We start from the raw sequence: 22,036 nt of genomic DNA on the forward strand, positions 1-22,036 counted from the left end.
AATTCGATCTTATTTGAGGGGCGTCGCCTTCCATGGCTGAAGCACTGCGTGTTGGAATTGCTGGACTTGGCACGGTCGGTGCATCGGTGGCGCGCGTGTTGCGCGACAAGGCGGCGGAACTGACCCGCCAATGCGGGCGCGACATCATCGTGTCGGCGATTTCCGCACGCGACCGGAAACGCGAGCGTGGCATCGATCTGAGCTCCGCGAATTGGTTCGACGATCCGGTCAAGATGGCGCAGACCGCCGAGATCGACGTGTTCGTCGAGCTGATCGGCGGCGATGAGGGGTCGGCGCGCGCCTCGGTGAAGGCCGCGCTCGAAGCCGGCCGCCATGTCGTCACCGCCAACAAGGCGCTGCTTGCCAAGCATGGCGTGGCGCTTGCCGAAATCGCTGAAAAGAAGGGCGTGCTGCTCAATTACGAGGCCGCGGTGGCAGGCGGCATCCCGGTCATCAAGACGATGCGCGAGGCGATGGCCGGCAATTCCGTCACTCGTGTCTTCGGCATCCTCAACGGCACCTGCAACTATATCCTGACCCGCATGGAGGCCGAGGGCGTCTCCTTCGACGTCGTGCTGAAGGACGCGCAGCGGCTGGGTTATGCCGAAGCCGACCCGACCTTCGACATCGAGGGCCATGACACGGCGCACAAGCTGTCGATCCTGACCAGCCTTGCCTTCGGCACCAAAATCGCCGCCAACGACATCTACATGGAAGGCATTTCTAACATTACCCAGGCCGACATCCGTGCCGCCGGCGATCTCGGCTACCGGATCAAGCTGCTCGGTGTCGCCCAGCGCACCGAAAGCGGCATCGAGCAGCGTGTGCACCCAACCATGGTGCCGACTGCTTCGGTCATCGCGCAGGTGCATGGTGTCACCAACGCGGTGGCGATCGAGACCGATATCCTGGGCGAGTTGCTGCTCTCGGGCCCCGGCGCCGGCGGCAATGCCACCGCCTCGGCGGTCATCGGCGACATCGCCGACATCGCCAAGAGCCGGCCCGGCTTCCAGCATGGTCCCGTCTTCGGCCGGCCGGCGAAGGAGCTGAGACCGTATAAGAAGGCGCAAATGCGCAGCCATGCCGGCGGCTACTTCATCCGGCTGACCGTGCACGACCGCATCGGCGTGTTCGCGGCGATCGCCAAGCGCATGGCCGACAACGATATTTCGCTGGAATCGATCGTCCAGCATGCGGTCAGCGGCGAGGCGGCGGCGCAGAAGACGGTGATCCTCGTCACCCACGAGACTACCGAGGCCGCCGTGCGCAAGGCTGTCGACGGCATCACCAAGGACGGCCATCTGACCGACAAGCCACAGGTCATCCGCATCGAGCGGGCAGGGTAGCAGGCAGCCTCGTTGCCGTGGGCATAACCACCGGCGGCGTATCTCGGTTCGGTGAGGACGTCCCGCTGCCGCCGGAACGAATTGGCGTCGGTACCGTTCTCTTGGTCAGCAACCAAGGGAGCCGCTTCATGGCCGATACCAACAAATCCGACGCCCCTGACATCGGCGACATCCAGAAGACGCTGGAAAAGCAGATCGCCGACCTGCGCAAGGAGATCACCAAGATCAACAAGAGCATTTCGCAGCGCAGCGCGGAAATGCTCGATGATGCCAGTGAGCAAGCATCGGACTTCTACGATACAGCCGCTTCCCGCGCCTCGCGGACGGCGCAGCAGTTGCGCAGCCAGGCCCAGTCCGTTTCGGAAGTCGCGCGTGAAAATCCGGGCACGACGACCGCCGTGGTTGGCGTGATCGGCCTGCTCGGGTTTCTGGCCGGGATTGCCGTCGGCCAGTCGATGAACGACACCTCGCGCCGCTGGTATTGACCGCGCCGATATTGAGCCGGCAATGCCGGCTCATTTCTCCGTTTCAGCAAGTCATTTAAGGAGGGCATTATGGCTTCGTCCGTGTTAATCGGCATCCTGATTACATTTCTGGTCATCATTCTCGTTCTCTACCTGGTGCAGCGGCTGCCGCTCGACGCCAGGATGAGGCAGATCGTCCAGGTCATCGTCATCATCATCGGCATTATTTCGCTGCTCAAATACCTCGCGGTTTTCTAGGACCACGAAGACGGCAATTTCTGTTTCGTGCCGGCCCGGTTGATCCCAAACCGGGCCGGCATTGTTTTCAAAATTCGGTTCAATCGATTGATATTGCTATCCTTTCGATAAACCATCCGGGCAGGTCTTGCCGTTGTCATGGTCGTTTGACAAAACAAGCACGCCTCTGGCGGGAGGCGGCATCAAACGAGGATTTGCCGAATGAATGTGGCCCAGAACATCGTCGCCGGCCTTGACCGGATACTCACCATGGAACTGGTGCGCGTCACCGAACGGGCCGCGGTCGCGGCCGCCAGGCTGCGCGGCCGCGGCGACGAAAAGGCTGCCGACCAGGTCGCCGTCGATGCCATGCGTGAGGAGCTCAACCGCCTCGCGATCAAGGGCACGGTGGTGATCGGCGAGGGCGAGCGGGACGAGGCGCCGATGCTCTATATCGGCGAGGAGGTCGGGACCGGCAAAGGGCCCGCGGTCGATATCGCGCTTGATCCGCTCGAAGGCACGACGATCTGCGCCAAGAACCTGCCGAATGCGCTCGCCGTGATCGCGATCGCCGAGAAGGGCAGCCTGCTGTTCGCGCCCGACGTCTACATGGACAAGATCGCGGTCGGTCCCGGTTACGCCGACGGGGTCATCGATATCGACGCCTCGCCGGCCGAAAACGTCGCCAGCCTCGCGCGAGCGAAGGGCGTTGCTGTGTCCGACATAACGGCCTGCATTCTCGACCGTCCGCGCCACGCCAAGCTGATCGATGCCGTGCGTGCCACGGGCGCCGCGATCCGGCTGATCGGCGACGGCGACGTCGCCGGCGTCATCCACACCACGGACGCGGAAGAAACCGGCATCGATATCTATCTCGGCACCGGGGGCGCGCCGGAAGGCGTGCTGGCCGCGGCGGCGTTGCGCTGCACCGGCGGCCAGATGCAAGGCAGGCTGATCCTCGATACGCCGGAAAAGGTCGCACGTGCCGCAAAGATGGGCATTTCCAATCCGAAGCGGATCTATCAAGCGGAAGACATGGCGCGCGGCGACGTGCTGTTCGCGGCCACCGGTGTCACCGATGGCAACATGCTGGCTGGCGTCAAGTTCGGCCGCACATACATCACCACCCACACGATCGTACTGCGATCGTCATCGCGGACCGTGCGCGAGATCAAGGCCAGGCACCAGGATATGGATAAGTTCTAGACCCGCTTGCGAAGCCGGGCCGCAGTTGTTAGCCATCTGGCTGCCTCCGATGGCGGCAAGGGTTTAACGATGACACCGCCCGATCGGCATGCGGCCTCTGATGTCTCGGGCGGCCAGCGAACGGTGGGTGCACGGCTGAAAGGCGGAAAGCGTAGTTTTTCTTGAAGTCTCCCGCGGCCTTTGGCTTATCCTGCCGCCAACCATGAGTTGGCAAAGCGCATGATGGGCGAAAGGCGCCTCTTCCTCGATGTCAGGCAGTCGGCAACCGGTCTCTCCTGGGAGCACCGGCTGACCGAACGGCAGGACATGATCGCGCTCGCCATCGCACAGGGTCATGGCGTGCCCGACATCGTCGCGCGCGTTCTTGCCGGACGCGGCGTGGCCGCCGATGAGACCGAGCGGTTTCTGGACCCGACGATCCGCGACCTGTTGCCGAACCCGGCCTCGCTGACCGATATGGACAAGGCCGCCATCCGCATCGCCGCCGCCGTCATGGCGCGGGAGAAAATTGCGATCTTCGGCGATTACGACGTAGATGGCGCGGCCTCGTCGGCCTTGCTGAAGCGGTTTCTCACGCATTTCTCGGTGCCGTCGGAAATCTATATCCCGGATCGTATTTTCGAGGGCTACGGTCCCAATCCCGATGCCATGCGCGAACTGGTATCGCGCGGCGCGACGCTGATCGTCACAGTCGATTGCGGCACCAACAGCGCCGTTTCGATCGACGCGGCCAATGCCGCCGGCGCCGATGTCGTGGTGCTCGACCACCACCAGGTCGGCGGCGTCTTGCCTGCGGCAATTGCCGTCGTCAATCCAAACCGCGACGACGACCTTTCCGGACAGGGCCATCTCTGTGCCGCCGGTGTCGTGTTCCTCGCCTTGGTCCAGACCACAAAGGTGCTGCGTGGCCTGAGCGATGTCACGCCGCCCGACCTGCTTTCCCTGCTCGATCTCGTGGCGCTTGCCACCGTTTGCGACGTGGTGCCGCTCACGGGCGTCAATCGCGCCTTCGTCGTCAAGGGTTTGCAAGTGGCGCGACAGCAGAAGAATGAAGGCATGGCCGCGCTGGCACGAGTGTCGCGCGTTGGCGAGCCGATCAGCACCTTCCATCTCGCCTATCTGATCGGTCCGCGCATCAATGCGGGCGGGCGCATTGGCGATGCGGCACTCGGCAGCCGGCTGCTTGCAACGGACGATCCCGTCGAGGCGCAGACCATCGCAGAGACGCTAGACCGGCTGAACCAGGAGCGGCAGCTGATGGAGCAGGAGATGCTCGCCGCCGCGCGCGCCGAAGCCGATGCCGAGCTCGCGGGCGGCAGCGGCCCGGCGATCGTCGTCACCGCCAGCAACAGCTGGCACCCCGGCATCGTAGGCCTGCTTGCCTCACGACTGAAGGATCACGCACGGCGGCCGGCCTTTGCCATCGCCTTCAACGCCAACGGCACCGGCACGGGCTCGGGCCGTTCGGTGTCGGGTTTCGACCTTGGCCGGCTGGTGCGCGAAGCCGCCAATGCCGGGCTCATCGTCAAGGGCGGCGGCCATGGCATGGCTGCCGGCATCACCGTCGAGCGGGCAAGACTGGGTGAGCTCAGGGCCTTCTTCGAGGAGCGGGCAGCCGCCGACGTTTTCAGGTTGCAGGATGAGGAAAGCCTGGCGATAGACGGCGCGCTTGCCGCCGAAGGCGCGACGCTCGGCCTGCTCGATGCGTTGGAAAGGGCGGGGCCCTTCGGTGCCGGGCATGTCGCGCCTGTTTTCGTGCTGCCGCGCCATCGGCTGGTCGATACCAGGCTGGTCGGCACCAACCACATCCGCGCCGACCTGCAGTCGGGCAGCGGCGGCCGCATCCAGGCGATCGCCTTTCGTGCCGTCGATACGGTGCTTGGCGAGTTCCTTTCCAAGAACCGCGGCAAGACGGTGCATGTCGCCGGCTCGCTGTCGGGCAATTACTGGAACGGCAACCGTACGGTGCAGTTTCGCATCATCGACGCCGCGCGGGCGTAGGGCGCGCCGGAAACCCGCGCAATTCAGCCGGCCGGCGCATAACGCAGCAACGTCACGCCCTGGGGGAGACTTTGCGTGCCGAGCGGGGTCAACGCCAGCGACAGGCCGGATTCAAAATATGGCTTGCCGCCACCCAGCACCACGGGATGCATATAGAGCCGGTATTCGTCGATGAGGCCGGCTCGTGCCAGAGAGGCGGCAAGGTCGGCGCCGCCAAGGATGACGAGGCCATCGGCCTGCGCCTTGAGAGATCGTACCGCATCCTCCGCATCGCCATCCACCAGCCGGGCATTGAGCCCGACTTGCCGAAGCGTGGTCGAGAAGACGATCTTCGGCGTTTCGCGCCATGCATGGGCAAAATCCCGCTCGACCTCGGTGGCGCCGGTTTCGCGTTCAGGGCTGTCCCAGAAGCGCATGGTTTCGTACATGCGCCGTCCGGCGAGCACGGCGGAAGCCTGTCTCATCATGTCGTTGAAGTGCTGGTGCAGTTCCGCCTCGGGCACTGGCAAGCCGATGTCCTCGTTCGATCGGGCGATATAGCCGTCCAACGACGTCAGCATGGAATAGACAATCCTGGCCATCGGCACCTCCGCCTGGATTGACGCAGATCACCATAACCAATTGCGTTTTGCAATCGGTTTGTCCTGAGGCCAATACAACTTGAGGAAATGGTCTAGGCGAGAACCGTCTGCAGCCGCGTCAGTTCGCCGATCTGCGCCATCGTCGCCTGGTAGCCGAGCTGGATCGCCTCGTCGGCCCGGTGAAATTCGGTGAGGCCGATATGGCTGAGCTTGGGCTGCAGCGACATGTCGGGCGGATCGCCGGCAAGTCTCGCCCGCGAAATACGGTCCTGGATGATGTTGAAGGCTTCGACCATCACGCCGGTGATGCCCAAACGCGTCTGGTGCGATTGGTGTTGGGCGTCGACCTGGCCGGGCCTTGGCGCATCCTTTTCGATAACCAGCTCGCCAGCGCTGTGCTTGATCACGGCGGCGCGGCCGAACAGGTCGTAGTGGAGGTTGACCGCCACGACGAGCGGCTGCTCGTAGGCGCGGCAGACCGAAACGGGCACCGGGTTGACCAGCGCTCCGTCCACCAGCACGCGGCCGTTGCAATCGACAGGCTCGAACACGCCAGGCAGCGCGTAGGACGCGCGCATGGCGGTGATCAGCGATCCGCTCGACAGCCAGATCTCGTGGCCGGTGCGGATTTCCGACGCGACGCAGACAAATGGCTTGGGCAGATCGTCGAAGCGGATGCCGGCCACGTGCTCGCGCAGGCGCGCGTCCAGCTTCATCCCGCCGAAGAGGCCGCTGCCGCGCAGGTTGAGATCGAGCAGGCCGAAGATACGTCGTCTGGTGAGGCTGCGGGCGAACTCTTCCAGCTCATCCAGTTTGCCGGCGAGATAACAGCCACCGACCAGGGCGCCGATCGAGGTGCCGGCGATCATCGAAACTTCGATGCCGGCTTCATCGAGCGCGCGCAGCACGCCGATATGGGCCCAGCCTCTGGCGCAACCGCCGCCGAGCGCGAGCGAAATACCTGTTTTCTTGGGGGAGGTTGTTTCGGATGCGCCGCCTGCCGAGGACAGGCCGTTGGCCTCCCTGACATCTGGTCTGTTACGCAATGACGCCCATTCGAGCATCATGATCTCCCTTGTCCCAGGCTAGTATACGGACGGGCCGTATCGAAATGATGAATCTATGTGGTCGGTGTCAGGCAGAAGGTTCAAGCTGATGGCTTCCGATACGTGTTTTCCGCATCGAACAGCGGCTTGCTGCCGTCGTCGGCAAGCGTCCCCTTGCCGTCGATCAGCCCCACCGTCCGATAAAAGCATGAACGCCGGCCGGTGTGACAGGTTGCGTCGTGGCCCAACACTTTCACGCGAAGCCACACCGCATCCTGGTCACAATCCGTGAGCATCTCGACGACATGCTGGAAATTGCCCGAGGTTTCGCCCTTCTTCCAGAGCGTGTTGCGCGAGCGCGACCAGTAATGGGCAATGCCTGTTTCCAGCGTCAGAGCCAGCGCCCGTGCATTCATATGCGCGACCATCAGCAGCATGCCGTCGGCGGCATCGGTGACGACGACGGTGACAAGACCGGCGGCATCGAAGCGCGGCGAAAACACCGCGCCTTCCTCCAAGGCTTTCTTGTCCGAGGGAGCTTCCGGAAATTCCAGTGCCGACATTGCCGGTCTATCTTCCTATTGACCGCGACGTCGGCAAAGGGCTTACGCCCTGCCGCCGCGCACCATGGTGACAAAACGAACCTGCTCTTCGGGCGTATCCTTGAAGACGCCCGTGAAGGTGGAGGTCAGCGTTGTGGAACCTTGCTTACGGATGCCGCGCATGGCCATGCACATGTGCTCGGCCTCGATCATGACGGCAACGCCGCGCGGGTTGAGCACGTCCTGGATGACGCCGGCAATCTGGGCGGTCAGGGCTTCCTGCGTCTGCAGCCGATGGGCAAAGATATCGACGACGCGCGCGATCTTGGACAGGCCGACGACCTTGCCGTCGGGCAGGTAGCCGACATGCGCCTTGCCGATGATCGGCACCATGTGATGTTCGCAATGCGAATGGAACTGGATGTCCTTGACGATGACCAGGTCGTCGTAGCCGGCGACCTCCTCGAAAGTACGGCCAAGCTCCTCGGCCGGGCACATGTCGTAGCCGCCGAACATTTCGCGATAGGCCTTGGTCACGCGCTTGGGCGTGTCGATCAAACCCTCGCGATCCGGATTGTCGCCGGTCCAGCGCAGCAAGGTGCGTACGGCGGCCTCGACTTCGGCCTCGCTCGGGCGGTCGGTGACCGGCTTTTCCATATAGGCGGACTGGGGCATTAGTTTCTTGATGACGGCATCCATAAAAGGCGTCTCCCGTAGTTCCTCTCTGAGGAGGAACGAGTTGAACGGACCACGACCTTTCGGTGTCGGAAACTCGCCCCGTTTCCAGCCCCGTAAGCGGCGTGAACTTCCCGGCAAGGACAGTGGCGTTCGCCGCCTTGTCGATACCGGACTGCCAGCATTATATATGGTCGTGCCGAGCGAATGAAAGACGCAACAACGGCAATCGCTGTTCGCTTGGCGGCGACGGATTGGAAAATAATGATCAACGACGTCTACAACGCGAAAATTCTCGGTTTTGCCGGAAATATCGCCCGCATCGGCCGGCTCGATCATCCCGACGCGACCGCGAAGGCGCATTCCAAGCTGTGCGGGTCGACCGTTACCGTCGACCTCAAGATGGAGGACGGCGTGGTCACCGACTTCGCCCACGACGTGAAGGCCTGCGCGCTCGGCCAGGCATCGTCCTCGATCATGGCGCAACATGTCGTCGGCGCCAGCGCCGAGGAATTGCGCGCGGTGCGCGAGACCATGCTGAAGATGCTGAAGGAGAACGGCGCGCCGCCGGAAGGCCGCTTCGCCGACCTCGGCTATCTGGAGCCGGTGCGCGACTACAAGGCGCGTCATGCGTCGACCATGCTGACTTTCGACGCCGTGGTCGACGCCATCGGCCAGATCGAGAAGAAGCGCGCCGACGAAGCGGCCTGAGAGTGGTCTTCGACCTTACGGTGAGCGGATCCCGCCAGAGCGGTCGTTCATGCCATGGCTTGGTGTTCGCCGGTACTCTTGCCGCTTCACTTGTGTCGGCCGGTGGCTCAAGCGGGGCGGAACCAGCAGTCCAGCGCGATATCGGCGACTATCTCATGAGGGCCGTCCAGCCCTGCTGGAACGTGCCCGCAAATGCCACAAGTACTGCACGCGTCCGGATCAGCCTGAACAAGGACGGATCGCTCGCCGGGCCGCCAAAAATCGTCGGCCCCGTGACATCGGCAAGGCATAAGGTTGCCGAAGCCGCCATTCGCGCGATCACGCGTTGCGCGCCGTTTCCCGGGCTGGCGTCCTACGGCGCCGACTATGATTTGTGGCGCGACATCGTCGTCACATTCTACCCAGCAGTCGACCCGGCGGCGGGACATCCGTCCATGGACATCAACGACCTCGATAAACTTCTCGGAAAATACAAGAAGGTAAAGTAGCCGGCTCCGGCCAGCGCATGGCTCAGGCCGGAGCTTTCAGCGCTCGCCTGCTTTCGATGAATTCGCTTCTTAGCCAGTCGGCGAAGGCCGCGGCCGGTTCGGAGAGACTGTGCAAACTCCTGGCCACCAGCCAATAGGCCCCGGATGCGACATCGATGTCGAACGGTTTGACCAGTGCTCCGGTCTCCAATTCTTCTCCAATCTGCAGGAGATCGCCCAGCGCCACGCCGTGGCCGAGCAGCGCGGCCTGCTTGGAGAGTGAGGCGTCCGCAAGCATCGGCCCGCGCGTGGGCATGGCGTTGGCGGGTACGCCCGCCGCCTCGAACCAGCGCGTCCAACCCTGGCGGTTTTCCTCGTGCAAAAGCGTGAAGCGAGCAAGATCGGCCGGCTTCCCGAGGGCTGGGCCCGATGAAAGCAGCGCCGGCGACAGAACCGGCGAATCGACTGTCGAGGCCAGCCGCTCGGCTTCGCTGCGGGGCCATGACGTCGCGTTCGAGCTGAAACGTAAGGCAAGTTCGGGCTGGTCGCTGCGGAACTCGATCAGCCTTGGGTCCACTTCGAGGGAGACGTCGATATCGGGCCGCAACTGGCGAAACCGGTTGAGCCGGGGTACCAGCCAGACGGATGCAATCGACGGCTCGACGCTGACACGAACCACGGCCTGCGCGGGAACCGCGACCAGTTCCGAGAGTAGTTTGTCGATGTCGTCGAAACTTCTGACCAGTTGAGCAAGCAGCCGACGGCCTGCATCCGTCAGTTCGACGCGGCGATGGTGCCGTTCGAAAAGCGGTTGGCGCAGGAAGGTTTCGAGTTCGCGGATCTGCCGGCTGATCGCCGCCTGCGAGACGAAAAGCTCCTCGGCGGCGTTGCTGAAGCTCAAATGCCGCCCCGCCGCCTCGAAGCTCCTCAACGCCGTCAGGGGCAAGCGTCCACGCTTCATTTCGCATAACCCAGGATTATCCGAAGCGGAAATTATACTCGTTTGAAGGCGAAGGCCAGCGGCGGTCTAATCGTCTTCAAGGAGATGCCGCCATGATGCAGTTGCTTGAGATCCTTGGCGACGTCATACGGATCGCGACGTTCCAATGGCGCGACGAAAGACGCGCTACAAGGCATCACGAAGAATGGTCTCATCCTGGCCGCTGGGCGCCGCCAGCCGACCGAGGGCCATTTCGCCGTTCCCGCCCGTGACCGCACGGCGATCGGGATTGCGTTCTCCGGTGCAAGCGCACATCTATCAGCTGGAAACGCGGAGATCGCAGTGGGCGACCAGCACAGGCATGCGCATACAGCCGGAGCGTCGAGGCGCGGCCGCAACTGGCCCGGCCCCTGGCGCAAGACGCCGGGCCGCTTGCTCGGCACCTCGCTCGTGCGGTTTTACCAGCTGACGCTGTCCGGCTTTGTCGGCAATTCCTGCCGCCATCTGCCGACCTGTTCGGAATACGCGCATGAGGCGATCGCCCGCCATGGCCTTTGGGCCGGCGGCTGGATGGGGTTGTTCCGCGTGCTGCGCTGCGGTCCGTTCGGCACGCACGGCGTCGATCTCGTGCCGCAGGCGCTGGCATCCCGCTACGTCTGGTTCATGCCATGGCGGTACTGGCGGATTGGTCGCAAGCGCGGCGGAGCGCAGGGCTAGGGTGGCTGGTCGCGTCGCGCCGTTTACGCTCCGGTAGGGTTAACGCAAGCCTGCACAACAACTGCGCATTTGAGACAAAATCGAGACAAGAGACCTCGCTAAGCCCGCTCGCGAACCCCCTTCTGGAGCGAGCAGAAAATGCGCAATGTCGATCGTCTTCCCTTTATCATGGCTGGTGTCCTGTTCCTGCTCGCCTGGCTGCTGGGATTTCCGATGCGCGCGCAGTCCGCGCCGCTCGCGGACGTGCAGTGCACGCTGATCGCCGATGCCCAGAGCGGCAAGACGCTTTACCAGGACGGTATCTGCGACCAGCGCTTCAGCCCGGCCTCCACGTTCAAGGTGCCGCTTTCGCTGATCGGCTACGACGCAGGCATCCTTGCCGATGAACATACCCCGGCATGGGACTACAAGCCTGAGTTCAACGCGGTGAAACGCGACCAGAAAACCGTCGATCCGACGATCTGGGAACGTGATTCCATCATCTGGTTCTCGCGCGAGATCACCCGCAGGCTCGGACCTCAGAAATTTGCCGGCTATGTATCGAAGTTCAACTATGGCAATGGTGACGTTTCCGGCAATCCTGGCAGGGATGACGGGCTCACCCATTCCTGGGTTAACTCCTCGCTCAAGATCACGCCAGTCGAACAGGTTGCCTTCCTGCGGCAACTGCTGGCCGGCACAATGCCGGTGTCGGCCAAGGCGCATGAAATGACACGCGCCATCATGCCGAACTTCAAGGCTGGGGACTGGGCCGTTCAGGGCAAGACCGGCACGACCGGAGTCGGCGCGGGCGGCAAGGACAAGCGCTCGCTCGGATGGTTTGTCGGCTGGGCTGGGAAAGACGGCCGCCAGATCGTGTTCGCCCGGCTCGTCGTCGATACGAAACGCACCGACTTGCCGAAGGGGTTGGCGACACGGGCCGCGTTCCTGAAGGATCTGCCACAGCTGATTAAGTGAGCCGGGCTTTACGGCGGCGGCATCTGCTCATAAAAGACTGCCGCCGCCGACACATCCGGCACCCTGGCAGGTCGCAGCCCCGAACCGCTGATGATCTGCATTTACCACCCGCGCTCGTTTGCGGGACTGGATAGGAGAACCATATGCTGAATTCCGTTTCCCTGACATTTCCCGATGGCTCCGTCCGCGACTACGACGCGGCGATGACCGGTGCGGGTCTCGCCGAATCGATCTCGAAGTCGCTGGCCAAGAAGGCCGTGGCCTATGCCATTGATGGCACGGTGCGCGACCTCAGTGATCCCCTGGGCAAATCCGGCAAGGTGGAGATCATCACCCGCGACGATCCGCGCGCGCTGGAACTCATCCGCCATGACACCGCGCACGTGCTGGCGGAAGCCGTGCAAGAGATATGGCCGGGAACGCAGGTGACCATCGGACCGGTGATCGAGAACGGATTTTATTACGACTTTGCCCGCAACGAGCCGTTCACCCCGGACGATTTCCCGGTGATCGAGAAGAAAATGCGCGAGATCATCGCGCGCAACAAGCCGTTCACCAAGGAGGTCTGGTCGCGCGACAAGGCAAAAAAGGTCTTTGCCGACAAGGGCGAGCGCTACAAGCTCGAACTGATCGATGCCATTCCCGAGGACCAGGATCTCAAGATTTATGCGCAGGGCGACTGGTTCGATCTCTGCCGCGGTCCGCACATGGCCTCGACCGGCCAGATCGGCAACGCCTTCAAGCTGATGAAGGTGGCCGGCGCCTATTGGCGCGGCGATTCCAACAATCCGATGCTGACGCGCATCTACGGCACGGCCTGGGCCGACCAGGCGCAGCTCGAAGCCTACCAAACGATGCTGGAAGAGGCCGAGAAGCGCGACCACCGCAAGCTCGGCCGCGAAATGGACCTTTTCCATTTCCAGGAAGAGGGGCCGGGCGTGGTCTTCTGGCACGCCAAGGGCTGGAAGATGTTCCAGAACCTGGTCAACTACATGCGGCGCCGGCTCGACGAGCAGGGCTACCAGGAGGTCAACGCCCCGCAGGTGCTCGACAAGAGCCTGTGGGAGACGTCAGGCCACTGGGGCTGGTACCGCGACGCCATGTTCAAGGTGACGGTCGCCGGCGATGAAACCGACGATGACCGCATCTTTGCGCTGAAGCCGATGAACTGCCCGGGCCACGTGCAGATTTTCAAGCATGGGCTGAAATCCTATCGCGATCTGCCGGTGAAGCTGGCGGAGTTCGGCAATGTGCATCGCTATGAGCCGTCGGGCGCGCTGCACGGGCTGATGCGCGTGCGCGGCTTCACGCAAGACGATGCGCACATCTTCTGCACCGAGGAACAGCTGGCTTCCGAGTGCCTGCGCATCAACGACCTGATCCTGTCGACCTATGCCGATTTCGGCTTCGACGAAATCAGCGTCAAACTGTCGACACGGCCCGAAAAGCGTGTCGGCACGGACGAGGCCTGGGATCATGCCGAGGCGATCATGGGCGGCGTGCTGGAGACGATCAGGACAAGGTCCGGCAACCGCATCAAGACCTCGATCAATCCGGGTGAGGGCGCCTTCTACGGGCCGAAGTTCGAATACGTGTTGAAGGATGCCATCGGCCGCGAATGGCAATGCGGGACGACGCAGGTCGACTTCAACCTGCCGGAGCGTTTTGGCGCCTTCTACATCGGCTCGGATTCGGAGAAGAAGCAGCCGGTCATGGTGCACCGCGCCATCTGCGGTTCGATGGAGCGTTTCCTCGGGATCCTGATCGAGAACTATTCCGGCCACTTCCCGCTATGGTTCGCGCCGCTGCAGGTGGTGGTGGCGACGATCACGTCAGACGCCGACAGCTATGCGACCGAGGTCGTGGCAAAGCTGAAGGCCGCCGGGCTGTTGGCGGAAGCCGATCTGCGCAACGAGAAGATCAACTACAAGGTCCGTGAGCACAGCCTGGCCAAGGTGCCGGTCATCCTCGTCTGCGGCAAGCGCGAGGCGGAGGAGCAGACGGTCAACATCCGCCGGCTCGGCTCGCGCGATCAGGAATCGCTTGGTCTTGCCGAAGCAATCGAACGGCTGACCGAAGAAGCGATCACGCCTGATCGCCGACGCAAGCGCGCTGCTTGAATCGGAGTGTTTTTCGATCGAATGGCGGTGGAGCGATCCACCGCCATTTTCATATCCCTGTCACGGCAACGTTGTAACGAGCCCCTATGCTCAAGCTGAAATCGCGCGAACGACCGTTCCCAGAGCTTTCCTACGCCAATCCGCACCAGCCGGCGCTGGCGCGCTGGTTCATCCATTCGGTCGAAGGCCTGTCGGGCCGCGATCGCTTTGCCGCGCTTTATGATTTCTGGCGCCGCCAGGTGGTGCCGACGGGCGAGCGTGTGTTCAGCCGCATGCTGGACCTCATTGACGTGCGCGTGCGAATTCCCGACCAATGGCCGCCCGCGCAATTGCCCGACACGCCACTGGTGATCGTCGCCAACCATCCCTTCGGCATCGGCGACGGCATTGCCGTGCTATCGCTGGCAGAGCAACTCGGTCGGCCTTTCCGGGTGATGATCCACAAGGACCTGCTCAGGATCCGCGAGATGGAGCCCTATTCGCTGCCGATCGACTTTTCCGAGACCAAGGACGCGGTGAAGAACAACATGGCGGTGCGCCATGAGGCGGTCCGGCTGCTCAGGGAAGGTGTCACCATCGTGGTGTTTCCGGCCGGCGGCGTGGCCACTGCGCCCAAGGGTTTTGGCCGCGCGCGCGACCTGCCGTGGAAGATGTTTCCGGCCCGTCTCGTCCAAGAGGCCAAGGCATCGGTCATCCCCATGCATTTCTCCGGCCAGAACGGCAGGCTTTTCCATCTGGTCAGCGGGCCGATGAACATGGCCGAGCGCGACGGGCGGGTGGCCAAATTCGTCGGCAAGGCCTCGCTGACCTTGCGCACCTCGCTGCTCATTCGTGAATTCGCGCGGCTGTCCGGCAGGGCGATCGACGTGCGCGTCGGTAACGTGCTGAGCTGGAGCGAACTGGAGCCGCTGCGCGATCGCAAAACGTTGCTCGACCGCCTCTATCGCGGTGTATTCGACCTGGCGCCGAGCCTGCCGCGCCGTCGCATTCCGTTCCTCCCGGCGCGAACCAAGCTCGCCGCCTGAAGGCTAATCGGCGCCTTCCTCGGGATCCATCGCCGCTGCTTCGGTGGCGAGAACCTCGATTTCCTGGTTCTGCCCGCCAACGACCGTGAAATCCTTCTGGTAGATGCGATCGCGGTTCTTGGCGATGATGGTGTAGTCGCCTTCGGCCAGCACCATCGAGGCGAAGGCGCCGACGGTTTCCTTGATCGGATCGCCGGATTCGTTGAGCAGCGACCACGAGGTGTCGGCAATCGCTTCGCCGCCCGTCTCGCGTACCAGCTTCATGGTGATTTCAGCGGCGTGATGCTCGACGGTGGCTTCCGTCAGCTTGCCCGCCTCGACGCGGATGTCGGATCGGATGACGGCGTTGACCGCGCCGTAAGTCGAGACGACATGATAGATGCCGGCATTGAGCCGCACGACGCTGTTGGGTTCGACATCGGGAATGATCAGCGCGCGGTCGCCATTGGCCTCGGCGGTGCCCTCATAGATCGAAAAGCGCAGTTTCTTCGGCGGTATGCGCACGCCGCCGGACAGAACCGCGTCCAGCTTCAGGCCGCCGGCATCGAGCACGAGGCTTTCTCGCTTGGCTTCCTTGCCGACGGTGATGCGCTTGGTGGCGCCGGCGCGGCCATAGGAAGCGTGGACCAGGTAACTGCCGGGCTCGAGCTGGAAGACGGCGCTGCCGCCATGGGAGGAGGCGACCATCGGCAATTTGCCGTTCACCGCTTCGGGCTTGAAGACACGCCAGACGAGTCCACGGGTGATGTCGGTGCCCTTGTCGGTCAACTGGGCCGAGAGCGTGATGGCGCCACCGCCGCCAAGCGCCAGCGGGGTCTCGCTCTTCGGCGTTGCATAGCTCGAAATTCCGGGAAGTTTCAGGTCGCCGACGCCGTCCTTTTCCTGCGCGACAGCCATGGAGACCGGCAGCAGGAACAGCGCGGCGCAGAGCCGAACCAGGAAAAGACGCAGTCGCCCCTCAAACATGCCTTGCGTTGAAGCCCATGGCGGTGGCAATTTCAAGGCTTAAGAGTCCGATCCGGGACTCTTCAGCCCGGCGTTTGCGCGCCTTTGCCCGAGCCGCCCGAATTCCCGATGGTGCGCTTCAGCTCAAAACAGAGTGTTTCAGGAGACTTGCGCCCATGGCGTCGCCGATCATCGACTTTCTATTGACCCGAAATTCAGCGCCGATACCCGACCTCAGGGAACCGGCGCCCAGCGACGCCGATATCGCCACGATGATCACCGCCGCCACGCGCGTGCCCGACCATGGACGGCTCGAACCGTGGCGCTTCATCCTTTATCGCGGCGAAGCCCGCATCGAGATCGGCAAAAAACTAGCGGCCTTGGCCGAACAGCGCGAGGGGCCGTTGCCGGAAGGCCGTCGCAACCAGGAACTGGCGCGGTTCTCGCGCGCGCCGCTGGTGATCGGTGTCGTATCTATTCCGAGGGAGAACCCAAAAATCCCGCAATGGGAGATGTTCCTGTCCGGAGGCATGGCGGCGATGAACCTGATGATCGCGGCCACTGCGCTGGGCTATGGCACGAACATGATCAGCAACTGGTATTCCGACGTGCCGGAGGGCAGGGCGATTCTCGGACTGGCGCCGCAGGAGCGCGTCGTCGGGTTCATCCATATCGGCTCCTACGCCGGTCCGGCGCCGGAGCGGCCACGGCCTGATCCGGCCAAGCTCTACACCGATTATGCCGGACCTTGGGCGGGCTGAATGTTCTACGAGCCGTCCAAGGGGCATGGCCTGCCGCACGATCCTTCGAAGGCGATCGTCGCGCCGCGCCCGATCGGCTGGATATCGACGCTGAACCAGGCCGGCGAGGTCAATCTGGCGCCATACTCCTTCTTCAACGCCTTTTCGACGCGACCTTTCATTGTCTGGTTTTCCTCGGAGGGTGAGAAGGACAGCGCCTCGTTTGCCCAGGAAACCGGCGAGTTCGTCGCCAATCTGGTCAGCCGCGATCTTGCGGACAAGATGAACTACACATCCGTCGACGCACCACGTGGCGTCAACGAGTTCATCTATGCCGATCTCGCCATGGCGCCCTCGCGTCTCGTCAAGCCGCCGCGCGTGGCGGCTGCACCCGCGGCGCTCGAATGCCGGGTGACGGAAGTGTTTCGCCCGAAGGCGCTGGACGGATCACCGACGAGTGCCTTTGTCGTCGCCGGTGAGGTGATCGGCGTTCACATCGACGATGCTTTCCTGAAAGACGGCCTGTTCGACATCACCAAGGCCGGCAATGTCGCGCGTCTCGGTTACATGGATTACGCCAGCGTCGACGAGGTCTTTTCGATGCGGCGGCCACGCTGGGGCAAGGAGTAGCCGTCAGGCGGATATCCCGGCCGCTTTCGCGCGGGCCAGAAGGCGTTCGGCCAGCCGCAGATGCGGACGGTCGAACATCTTGCCGTCGATGCCGACGACGCCCGGATTTCCGGCCGCCTCGAAGGCCGCCACGATAGCCGCCGATTGTCTCACCGCCTCGGCAGAGGGCGTGAAGGCGGTGTTGATGACGGGCACCTGATCGGGGTGGATCGCCATTTTCCCGGTGAAACCGTCACGCTCGGCGTCGGCACATTCCGCGGCGAAGGCCACCATGTCGCGAAAGCCGGGAAATACGGTGTCGATCGCGGCGACTTCCGCGGCTCCGGCCGCGAGAATGGTCGTCAGGCGGGCGTGACGGAAGAGATCGGTGTAGCGGCCGTGCTCGTCGCGGGCAGAGCGTGCGCCGATCGCGGCCGAAAGGTCTTCCGCGCCCCAGGTGAGACCGGCGAGCCGTGCGCTTGTCCCCGCATAGGTGGCGGCGGCGAGCACGCCCGCCGGAGTTTCGGTGATGATCGGCAGGATTTTTATCGACCCGTCGGGCAGGCCGTTTTCGGCTTCCCAAACCCTGAGCTTGGCCGCGAGCTGCTGCACATCCTGGCCGCTGTTCGATTTAGGCAGCATGATGCCGTCCGGTCTTGCCGGAACGAGCTTGGCAAGATCATCGTCCGTCATTCCGGTCGAGAGGTCGTTGACCCTGACATAAAGCGCCGAGTTGGTTTGCCCCCTGCGTTCGAGGATAAAGCGCGCCGCGATCTCGCGCGCCCGCGCCTTGTTCTGCGGCGCCACGGAGTCCTCGAGATCGACGATGACCACGTCGGCGCCGGCGCCAAATCCCTTCTCCAGCTTCCGTTCGGAATCGCCTGGAACGAACAGCAGCGAGCGCATCAGTCTGCCTTCTTCAGCATCATCGCTTGCCTGATGCATTTCGCGACCAGATCGCCATGCTGATTGTAGGCGCGGTGCTCAAATTCGACGATGCCGCGGTCGGGCTTCGACCTGGATTCGCGCACCGAGACGACAGATGTTTCGACGCGGATGGTGTCGCCGTGGAAGACCGGGTGAGGAAACACGGTTTCCTTCATGCCAAGATTGGCGACCGTCGTGCCGACCGTGATGTCGTTGACCGAAATGCCGATCATCAGGCCGAGCGTGAACAGCGAGTTGACCAGCGGCTTGCCCCATTCGCTCTTGGCGGCGAAATCGAAGTCGATATGCAGCGGCTGCGGGTTCAGCGTCATCACCGAAAACAGCATGTTGTCGCTCTCGGTGACAGTCTTGCGCAGCGTGTGCTGGAAGACATGGCCGACAACAAACTCCTCCAGATATAGCCCGGCCATCTTCCGCCTCCTGCGCTGTCTGACGGTTGATAGGCGCTGCTTCAGGCGCTCGCAAGCCAGTTAATGAACATGGTGAACCGTTCGTAAACCATTTCTGCCTACCCTTCTCACGGGGCCGGAAACCTTCCGGCATGGGGCGTAAGCAGACGGGCATGGTAGTTGTTTCGCATTTCCTGAAATGGATCTACACGGCCAGGGTTTCGGAGCGCGCCGCCGCCGCTCATGCGCTGGCCCGAGCCTATGTCAATTGCGAATTGCCGTTCGAGGATCGCTGCGCCGCCGAGGCCGCGCTGACGCTGCTGCTCGACGACGCCTCGTCGAAAGTGCGGCTGGCGATGGCGGAAGCGTTCTCGATGAGCCATCACGCACCGTTGCAGATCATCAGTGCGCTTGCCGCCGACCAGCCGGAGGTCGCCGGGGTCGTGCTGGCGCGCTCGCCGCTGCTCACCGACGCCGACCTGATCAATCGCGTGGCGGCGAGCCAGAAGGCAACGCAGAAGCTGATCGCCGACCGGCCTGTAGTCTCGATGGCGCTTTCGGCGGCTATCGCCGAGGTCGGGGAGGCGGAGGCATGCGCCGTGCTTTTGGCCAATAGCGGCGCCGACATCGCGTCACTCAGCTTCCGGCGCATGGCGCAACGCCACGGGCATCTGCCTCTGGTGCGCGAGGCGCTGATATCGGATATCAGGCTGCCTGCCGATTGCCGGCATATGCTGCTCGTCAAGCTCGGCGAGACATTGAAGACATCGCCGTTGGTCATGGCATTGATGGGAGCCGCGCGTGCCGACCGGGTCATGCGCGATGCTTGCGTCAAGGCCTCGGTGACGCTGATCGAGGGCACGCGCCAAGAAGAGCACGCGGCGCTGATCGAGCATCTCAGGCTGCGCGGCGATCTGACCGCGAGCTTCCTGATCCGCACCATCGCGCACGGCAAGGTCGATTTCTTCGGTTCGGCGCTGGTCGCGCTCAGCCAGCAGTCCGAACCACGGGTGAGGGCGCTGCTGGCCGGCGGGCACGACGTGGCCCTGCAGGCGCTGTTCCGCAGTGCCGGCATGGCTGCCGCCACGCATGCCGTCATCCTGCGCGCCCTGAAGATCTGGCGCGAGGTCGCCAACGGCAAGCGCGTTGCTGGCGTGCAGGAAGTCAGTTGGCTGATGCTCAAGGAATTAGGCGGGCAATCCGCCGAAGGCGATCTTGCCGCATTGGTCAAATCGATCCACCTAGACGCCCTGCGTGAGAACGCACGCGGCCATGCACTGGCGATCGCCGCTGCCTAGGTTTTCTCCCTTGCGAAGAAATCCGGGAAATCTTCCATCGCCGCGGCGATGATGCGCAGGGACGCCGCGATCTGCAGCATGTCGCCGGTGGCGTTTCGCTGGGCGATGCCTGCCGCATACTGCCGGGCGACGGCAATGGTCGCTGTTTGCGGATCCCCAGGGGCTCGGAAAAGCAGCTCGCGCGCCAGTCCCCTCAGGAAGGTGGCGATTGAAAGCGTCGTTTCCGATGGGAGGGCATGGTTTTGGCTGGCCGTGCGCAGCCGCAGGATTTCCAGGCCGACCGTGACGGAAGCGACGCCGCCGCCCAGCACCGCCTCGCCCTTCCTGCCGGAATTCTGCACCAGCGGCATCAACTGATTGACCCGGTCGTAAGCGAGGCTCTCGAAGGCTGAGCGCCTCGGCACGCGCTCATGCAGGCAAAGCCGCGCCAGATCCTCCCGCATGGCCCGCACGATGCGGTCGGCCGCGAGCCATGGATCGGCCGGCAATACGACGATGAAGACGCCGATGGCCAAGAGGATGCCGACCAGGATCGATGCCGAGCCGGCGAAGAAGGGGCCGGGATCATAGGTCATCGCCTGATGTGGGCTGAGGAAGGCCAGGAAGTTGATGGCGAAGGCCGTCGCCACGCCGACATAGCGCGGATTGGCCATGGCGAGTGCCGCCGGCACCATGATCGGCACGACGAACAGCATGAACCAGCCGAAGCCGGGCAGAGCAGGGAGCGCAACCTGCCCGACGAGAAAGGCAAAAGGCAAAGCGAGCAGCGTTCCCTTGAAGAATCCCCAGGATACTTGCACGGGGTCGGGGCGAGCGGCAAACAGGCTCGACACGACGGCAACGAGGATGACGGTGCCGGCCGCCTCCGACCACTTCGTCGTCAGCCAGAAAGCCGCCACCAGCAGCGTGGCAACGGCCGCGCGAATGGCGTTGCGCGCAGCACCGGGATAGTCGCGATGCACCACCAGGGCCGGCTGCTGGCTGCCGGGACCTGGACGGCGCGTGACCGGCGCGCGCAAGGCATCGAGGCCACGCAGCACCTGTTTCAGCGCCTCGGCGAAATCGGCCGCTATGGTAAGGCGGGTAATGGTGCCGACCCTGTCCTCACCCGGCTCGATCGAGGCGTCGGGCATTTGCCTGGCCCTGATCGAGATCGCGTCGAGCCGCGCCACCCAGGATGAGGTATCGTCCAGCGCTCCCGGCTTGGCTGCCAGTTCGCTGACAAGGGCCTGCAGTTCCGAGCGTACCGGGATGAGGGCGGCGTTTTTGGGAGCGGCATGCGAATAGAGCGCGCGCGCCGCCGAAAGTGCCGAAAGCAGTTGTCCGATGGTGCGCCGCACCGGATGCGCGCGCGGCGCGAAGCTCGGCGCTTCGAGCCTGGCATAGGCGCGCATCTCGCCAAGCGTCTGGGTATCGGCGACAAGCTTCCGGTGCAGGCCGATCAGCGTTGCCCGGTCGCCGCCTGAAAACGCACCGCCGGCATAGGTGGCGAGGTCGAGAATGCAGCGTTTCAGCCGCGAGACGATGGCGTCGCTGGCCAGTTTTGGCAGGATCAGTCGGCTGGTCAGGCCGGCGCAGACGATGCCGAGCACGATCTCGGCACAACGCGCGACCGCGAGGTCTACGACCAGATGCGGTTGTCCGAAAGCGGGCAGGCCGATGATCATTGCGGTGTAGCCTGCAAGAGCCGCGCCGTAGGCTTCGGGATTGCGCAGCAGCGACGAGACGAAGGTGCAAATGCCAATCCAGACAGCAAGCACCGTCACCAGAATCCAGGGGCCGGTGCCGAATGCCGTGGTGATGCCAATTGCCGCGACACCGCCGGCCAGCGTGCCGAGCAGGCGGTAGAAGCCTTTCGCCAGCACCATGCCGGCAACCGGCTGGGCGACGATGAACACCGTCATCATCGCCCATTGCGGATGGTCGAGCTTCAGCGCGTAAGCGGCCAGCAATGCGATCATGCCGGCCGAAACGGTGCGCAGCGCGAAAATCCAGTCCGAGCGTGTCGGTTGCGTCAGCCCGGCCAGGCTCGACTCGAAATAGGTTTTCAGCCGCGCCCAGGTCACATGCTG

General features: G+C 63.5%; 23 protein-coding genes. 14 read left to right on the top strand and 9 right to left on the bottom strand.

Annotation, left to right across the window (positions count from 1 at the left end; genetic code table 11):
• Positions 1–32 precede the first annotated feature (32 nt).
• From FJ543_RS02610 to recJ, 5 genes are all read left to right on the top strand, one after another.
• Positions 33–1,346 (top strand): homoserine dehydrogenase, encoded by a 1,314-nt coding sequence (locus FJ543_RS02610; RefSeq protein ID WP_015317569.1) that lies wholly within the window; start codon positions 33–35, stop codon positions 1,344–1,346.
• 128 nt (positions 1,347–1,474) lie between these two features.
• Complete coding sequence (locus tag FJ543_RS02615; RefSeq protein WP_015317570.1) at positions 1,475–1,831, top strand: hypothetical protein; 357 nt, start codon at positions 1,475–1,477, stop codon at positions 1,829–1,831.
• A 69-nt stretch (positions 1,832–1,900) separates the two neighbouring features.
• Entirely contained in the window at positions 1,901–2,068 is a 168-nt protein-coding gene (locus FJ543_RS02620; RefSeq protein ID WP_015317571.1) for a Thivi_2564 family membrane protein, read from the top strand.
• Between the two features lie 201 nt (positions 2,069–2,269).
• Complete coding sequence (gene glpX / locus FJ543_RS02625; protein WP_015317572.1) at positions 2,270–3,253, top strand: class II fructose-bisphosphatase; 984 nt, start codon at positions 2,270–2,272, stop codon at positions 3,251–3,253.
• 219 nt (positions 3,254–3,472) lie between these two features.
• The gene (gene recJ, locus FJ543_RS02630; protein WP_140873665.1) at positions 3,473–5,254 is read left to right on the top strand and encodes a single-stranded-DNA-specific exonuclease RecJ; all 1,782 of its coding nucleotides are present in this window, start codon (positions 3,473–3,475) and stop codon (positions 5,252–5,254) included.
• Between the two features lie 23 nt (positions 5,255–5,277).
• On the opposite strand, the gene FJ543_RS02635 is transcribed toward recJ, so the two are convergent.
• The 4 genes from FJ543_RS02635 to folE all read right to left on the bottom strand — a co-directional run bounded on the left by FJ543_RS02635 (position 5,278) and on the right by folE (position 8,122).
• A complete protein-coding gene (locus FJ543_RS02635; RefSeq protein ID WP_140873667.1) occupies positions 5,278–5,835 on the bottom strand; it encodes a dihydrofolate reductase family protein in 558 nt (185 codons plus the stop codon).
• Between the two features lie 92 nt (positions 5,836–5,927).
• Positions 5,928–6,899 carry a patatin family protein gene (locus FJ543_RS02640; RefSeq protein WP_015317575.1) on the bottom strand — a complete coding sequence of 324 codons (972 nt, stop codon included), beginning with the start codon at positions 6,897–6,899 and terminating at the stop codon, positions 5,928–5,930.
• 83 nt (positions 6,900–6,982) lie between these two features.
• The gene (gene hisI / locus FJ543_RS02645) at positions 6,983–7,444 is read right to left on the bottom strand and encodes a phosphoribosyl-AMP cyclohydrolase (RefSeq protein WP_015317576.1); all 462 of its coding nucleotides are present in this window, start codon (positions 7,442–7,444) and stop codon (positions 6,983–6,985) included.
• Between the two features lie 42 nt (positions 7,445–7,486).
• Positions 7,487–8,122, bottom strand: coding sequence for a GTP cyclohydrolase I FolE (gene folE / locus FJ543_RS02650; RefSeq protein ID WP_015317577.1), 636 nt, complete (start codon positions 8,120–8,122; stop codon positions 7,487–7,489).
• Positions 8,123–8,362: 240 nt separating this feature from the next.
• Here folE and FJ543_RS02655 point away from each other — a divergent pair, with 240 nt between their 5' ends.
• Positions 8,363–8,809 (top strand): iron-sulfur cluster assembly scaffold protein, encoded by a 447-nt coding sequence (locus FJ543_RS02655; protein WP_015317578.1) that lies wholly within the window; start codon positions 8,363–8,365, stop codon positions 8,807–8,809.
• A gap of 2 nt (positions 8,810–8,811) precedes the next feature.
• Complete coding sequence (locus FJ543_RS02660) at positions 8,812–9,297, top strand: cell envelope integrity protein TolA (protein ID WP_140616123.1); 486 nt, start codon at positions 8,812–8,814, stop codon at positions 9,295–9,297.
• Between the two features lie 22 nt (positions 9,298–9,319).
• Here FJ543_RS02660 and FJ543_RS02665 read toward each other — a convergent pair whose 3' ends face one another.
• Positions 9,320–10,237 (bottom strand): LysR substrate-binding domain-containing protein, encoded by a 918-nt coding sequence (locus FJ543_RS02665; protein WP_140616125.1) that lies wholly within the window; start codon positions 10,235–10,237, stop codon positions 9,320–9,322.
• A gap of 321 nt (positions 10,238–10,558) precedes the next feature.
• Here FJ543_RS02665 and yidD point away from each other — a divergent pair, with 321 nt between their 5' ends.
• The 4 genes from yidD (at position 10,559) to FJ543_RS02685 (ending at position 15,035) form a co-directional block, all read left to right on the top strand.
• Positions 10,559–10,933: a membrane protein insertion efficiency factor YidD gene (gene yidD, locus FJ543_RS02670; RefSeq protein ID WP_140616127.1), complete on the top strand. Its 375-nt coding sequence runs from the start codon at positions 10,559–10,561 to the stop codon at positions 10,931–10,933.
• 138 nt (positions 10,934–11,071) lie between these two features.
• The gene (blaOXA, locus tag FJ543_RS02675; RefSeq protein ID WP_140821887.1) at positions 11,072–11,890 is read left to right on the top strand and encodes a class D beta-lactamase; all 819 of its coding nucleotides are present in this window, start codon (positions 11,072–11,074) and stop codon (positions 11,888–11,890) included.
• 143 nt (positions 11,891–12,033) lie between these two features.
• Positions 12,034–14,010 carry a threonine--tRNA ligase gene (thrS, locus tag FJ543_RS02680; protein ID WP_140661154.1) on the top strand — a complete coding sequence of 659 codons (1,977 nt, stop codon included), beginning with the start codon at positions 12,034–12,036 and terminating at the stop codon, positions 14,008–14,010.
• Between the two features lie 86 nt (positions 14,011–14,096).
• Positions 14,097–15,035: a GNAT family N-acetyltransferase gene (locus FJ543_RS02685; protein WP_140873669.1), complete on the top strand. Its 939-nt coding sequence runs from the start codon at positions 14,097–14,099 to the stop codon at positions 15,033–15,035.
• 3 nt (positions 15,036–15,038) lie between these two features.
• On the opposite strand, the gene FJ543_RS02690 is transcribed toward FJ543_RS02685, so the two are convergent.
• The gene (locus FJ543_RS02690; RefSeq protein WP_140616135.1) at positions 15,039–16,001 is read right to left on the bottom strand and encodes a hypothetical protein; all 963 of its coding nucleotides are present in this window, start codon (positions 15,999–16,001) and stop codon (positions 15,039–15,041) included.
• Between the two features lie 155 nt (positions 16,002–16,156).
• Between FJ543_RS02690 and FJ543_RS02695 the strand changes: the two genes are divergently transcribed.
• Positions 16,157–16,741 (top strand): nitroreductase, encoded by a 585-nt coding sequence (locus FJ543_RS02695; RefSeq protein ID WP_015317585.1) that lies wholly within the window; start codon positions 16,157–16,159, stop codon positions 16,739–16,741.
• Complete coding sequence (locus FJ543_RS02700) at positions 16,742–17,350, top strand: flavin reductase family protein (RefSeq protein WP_140723633.1); 609 nt, start codon at positions 16,742–16,744, stop codon at positions 17,348–17,350.
• A 3-nt stretch (positions 17,351–17,353) separates the two neighbouring features.
• Here the strand turns inward: FJ543_RS02700 and FJ543_RS02705 are convergent, their stop codons facing one another.
• Together FJ543_RS02705 and FJ543_RS02710 are read right to left on the bottom strand one after the other, a co-directional pair.
• Positions 17,354–18,235, bottom strand: a complete 882-nt coding sequence (locus tag FJ543_RS02705) for a CoA ester lyase (protein ID WP_140616141.1) — start codon at positions 18,233–18,235, stop codon at positions 17,354–17,356.
• Positions 18,235–18,687 (bottom strand): MaoC family dehydratase, encoded by a 453-nt coding sequence (locus FJ543_RS02710; RefSeq protein ID WP_140661156.1) that lies wholly within the window; start codon positions 18,685–18,687, stop codon positions 18,235–18,237. Before FJ543_RS02710 ends, FJ543_RS02705 begins: the two co-directional genes overlap by 1 nt.
• Before the next feature lie 152 nt (positions 18,688–18,839).
• On the opposite strand from FJ543_RS02710, the gene FJ543_RS02715 reads away from it, so the two are divergent.
• Complete coding sequence (locus FJ543_RS02715; protein ID WP_140873671.1) at positions 18,840–19,964, top strand: DUF2336 domain-containing protein; 1,125 nt, start codon at positions 18,840–18,842, stop codon at positions 19,962–19,964.
• Here FJ543_RS02715 and FJ543_RS02720 read toward each other — a convergent pair.
• Entirely contained in the window at positions 19,961–22,030 is a 2,070-nt protein-coding gene (locus FJ543_RS02720) for an FUSC family protein (protein ID WP_140661158.1), read from the bottom strand. The genes FJ543_RS02715 and FJ543_RS02720 overlap by 4 nt on opposite strands.
• Between the last annotated feature and the right edge of the window lie 6 nt (positions 22,031–22,036).

This window comes from Mesorhizobium sp. B2-5-7 (genome assembly GCF_006440875.1).
Classification (GTDB): domain Bacteria; phylum Pseudomonadota; class Alphaproteobacteria; order Rhizobiales; family Rhizobiaceae; genus Mesorhizobium; species Mesorhizobium australicum.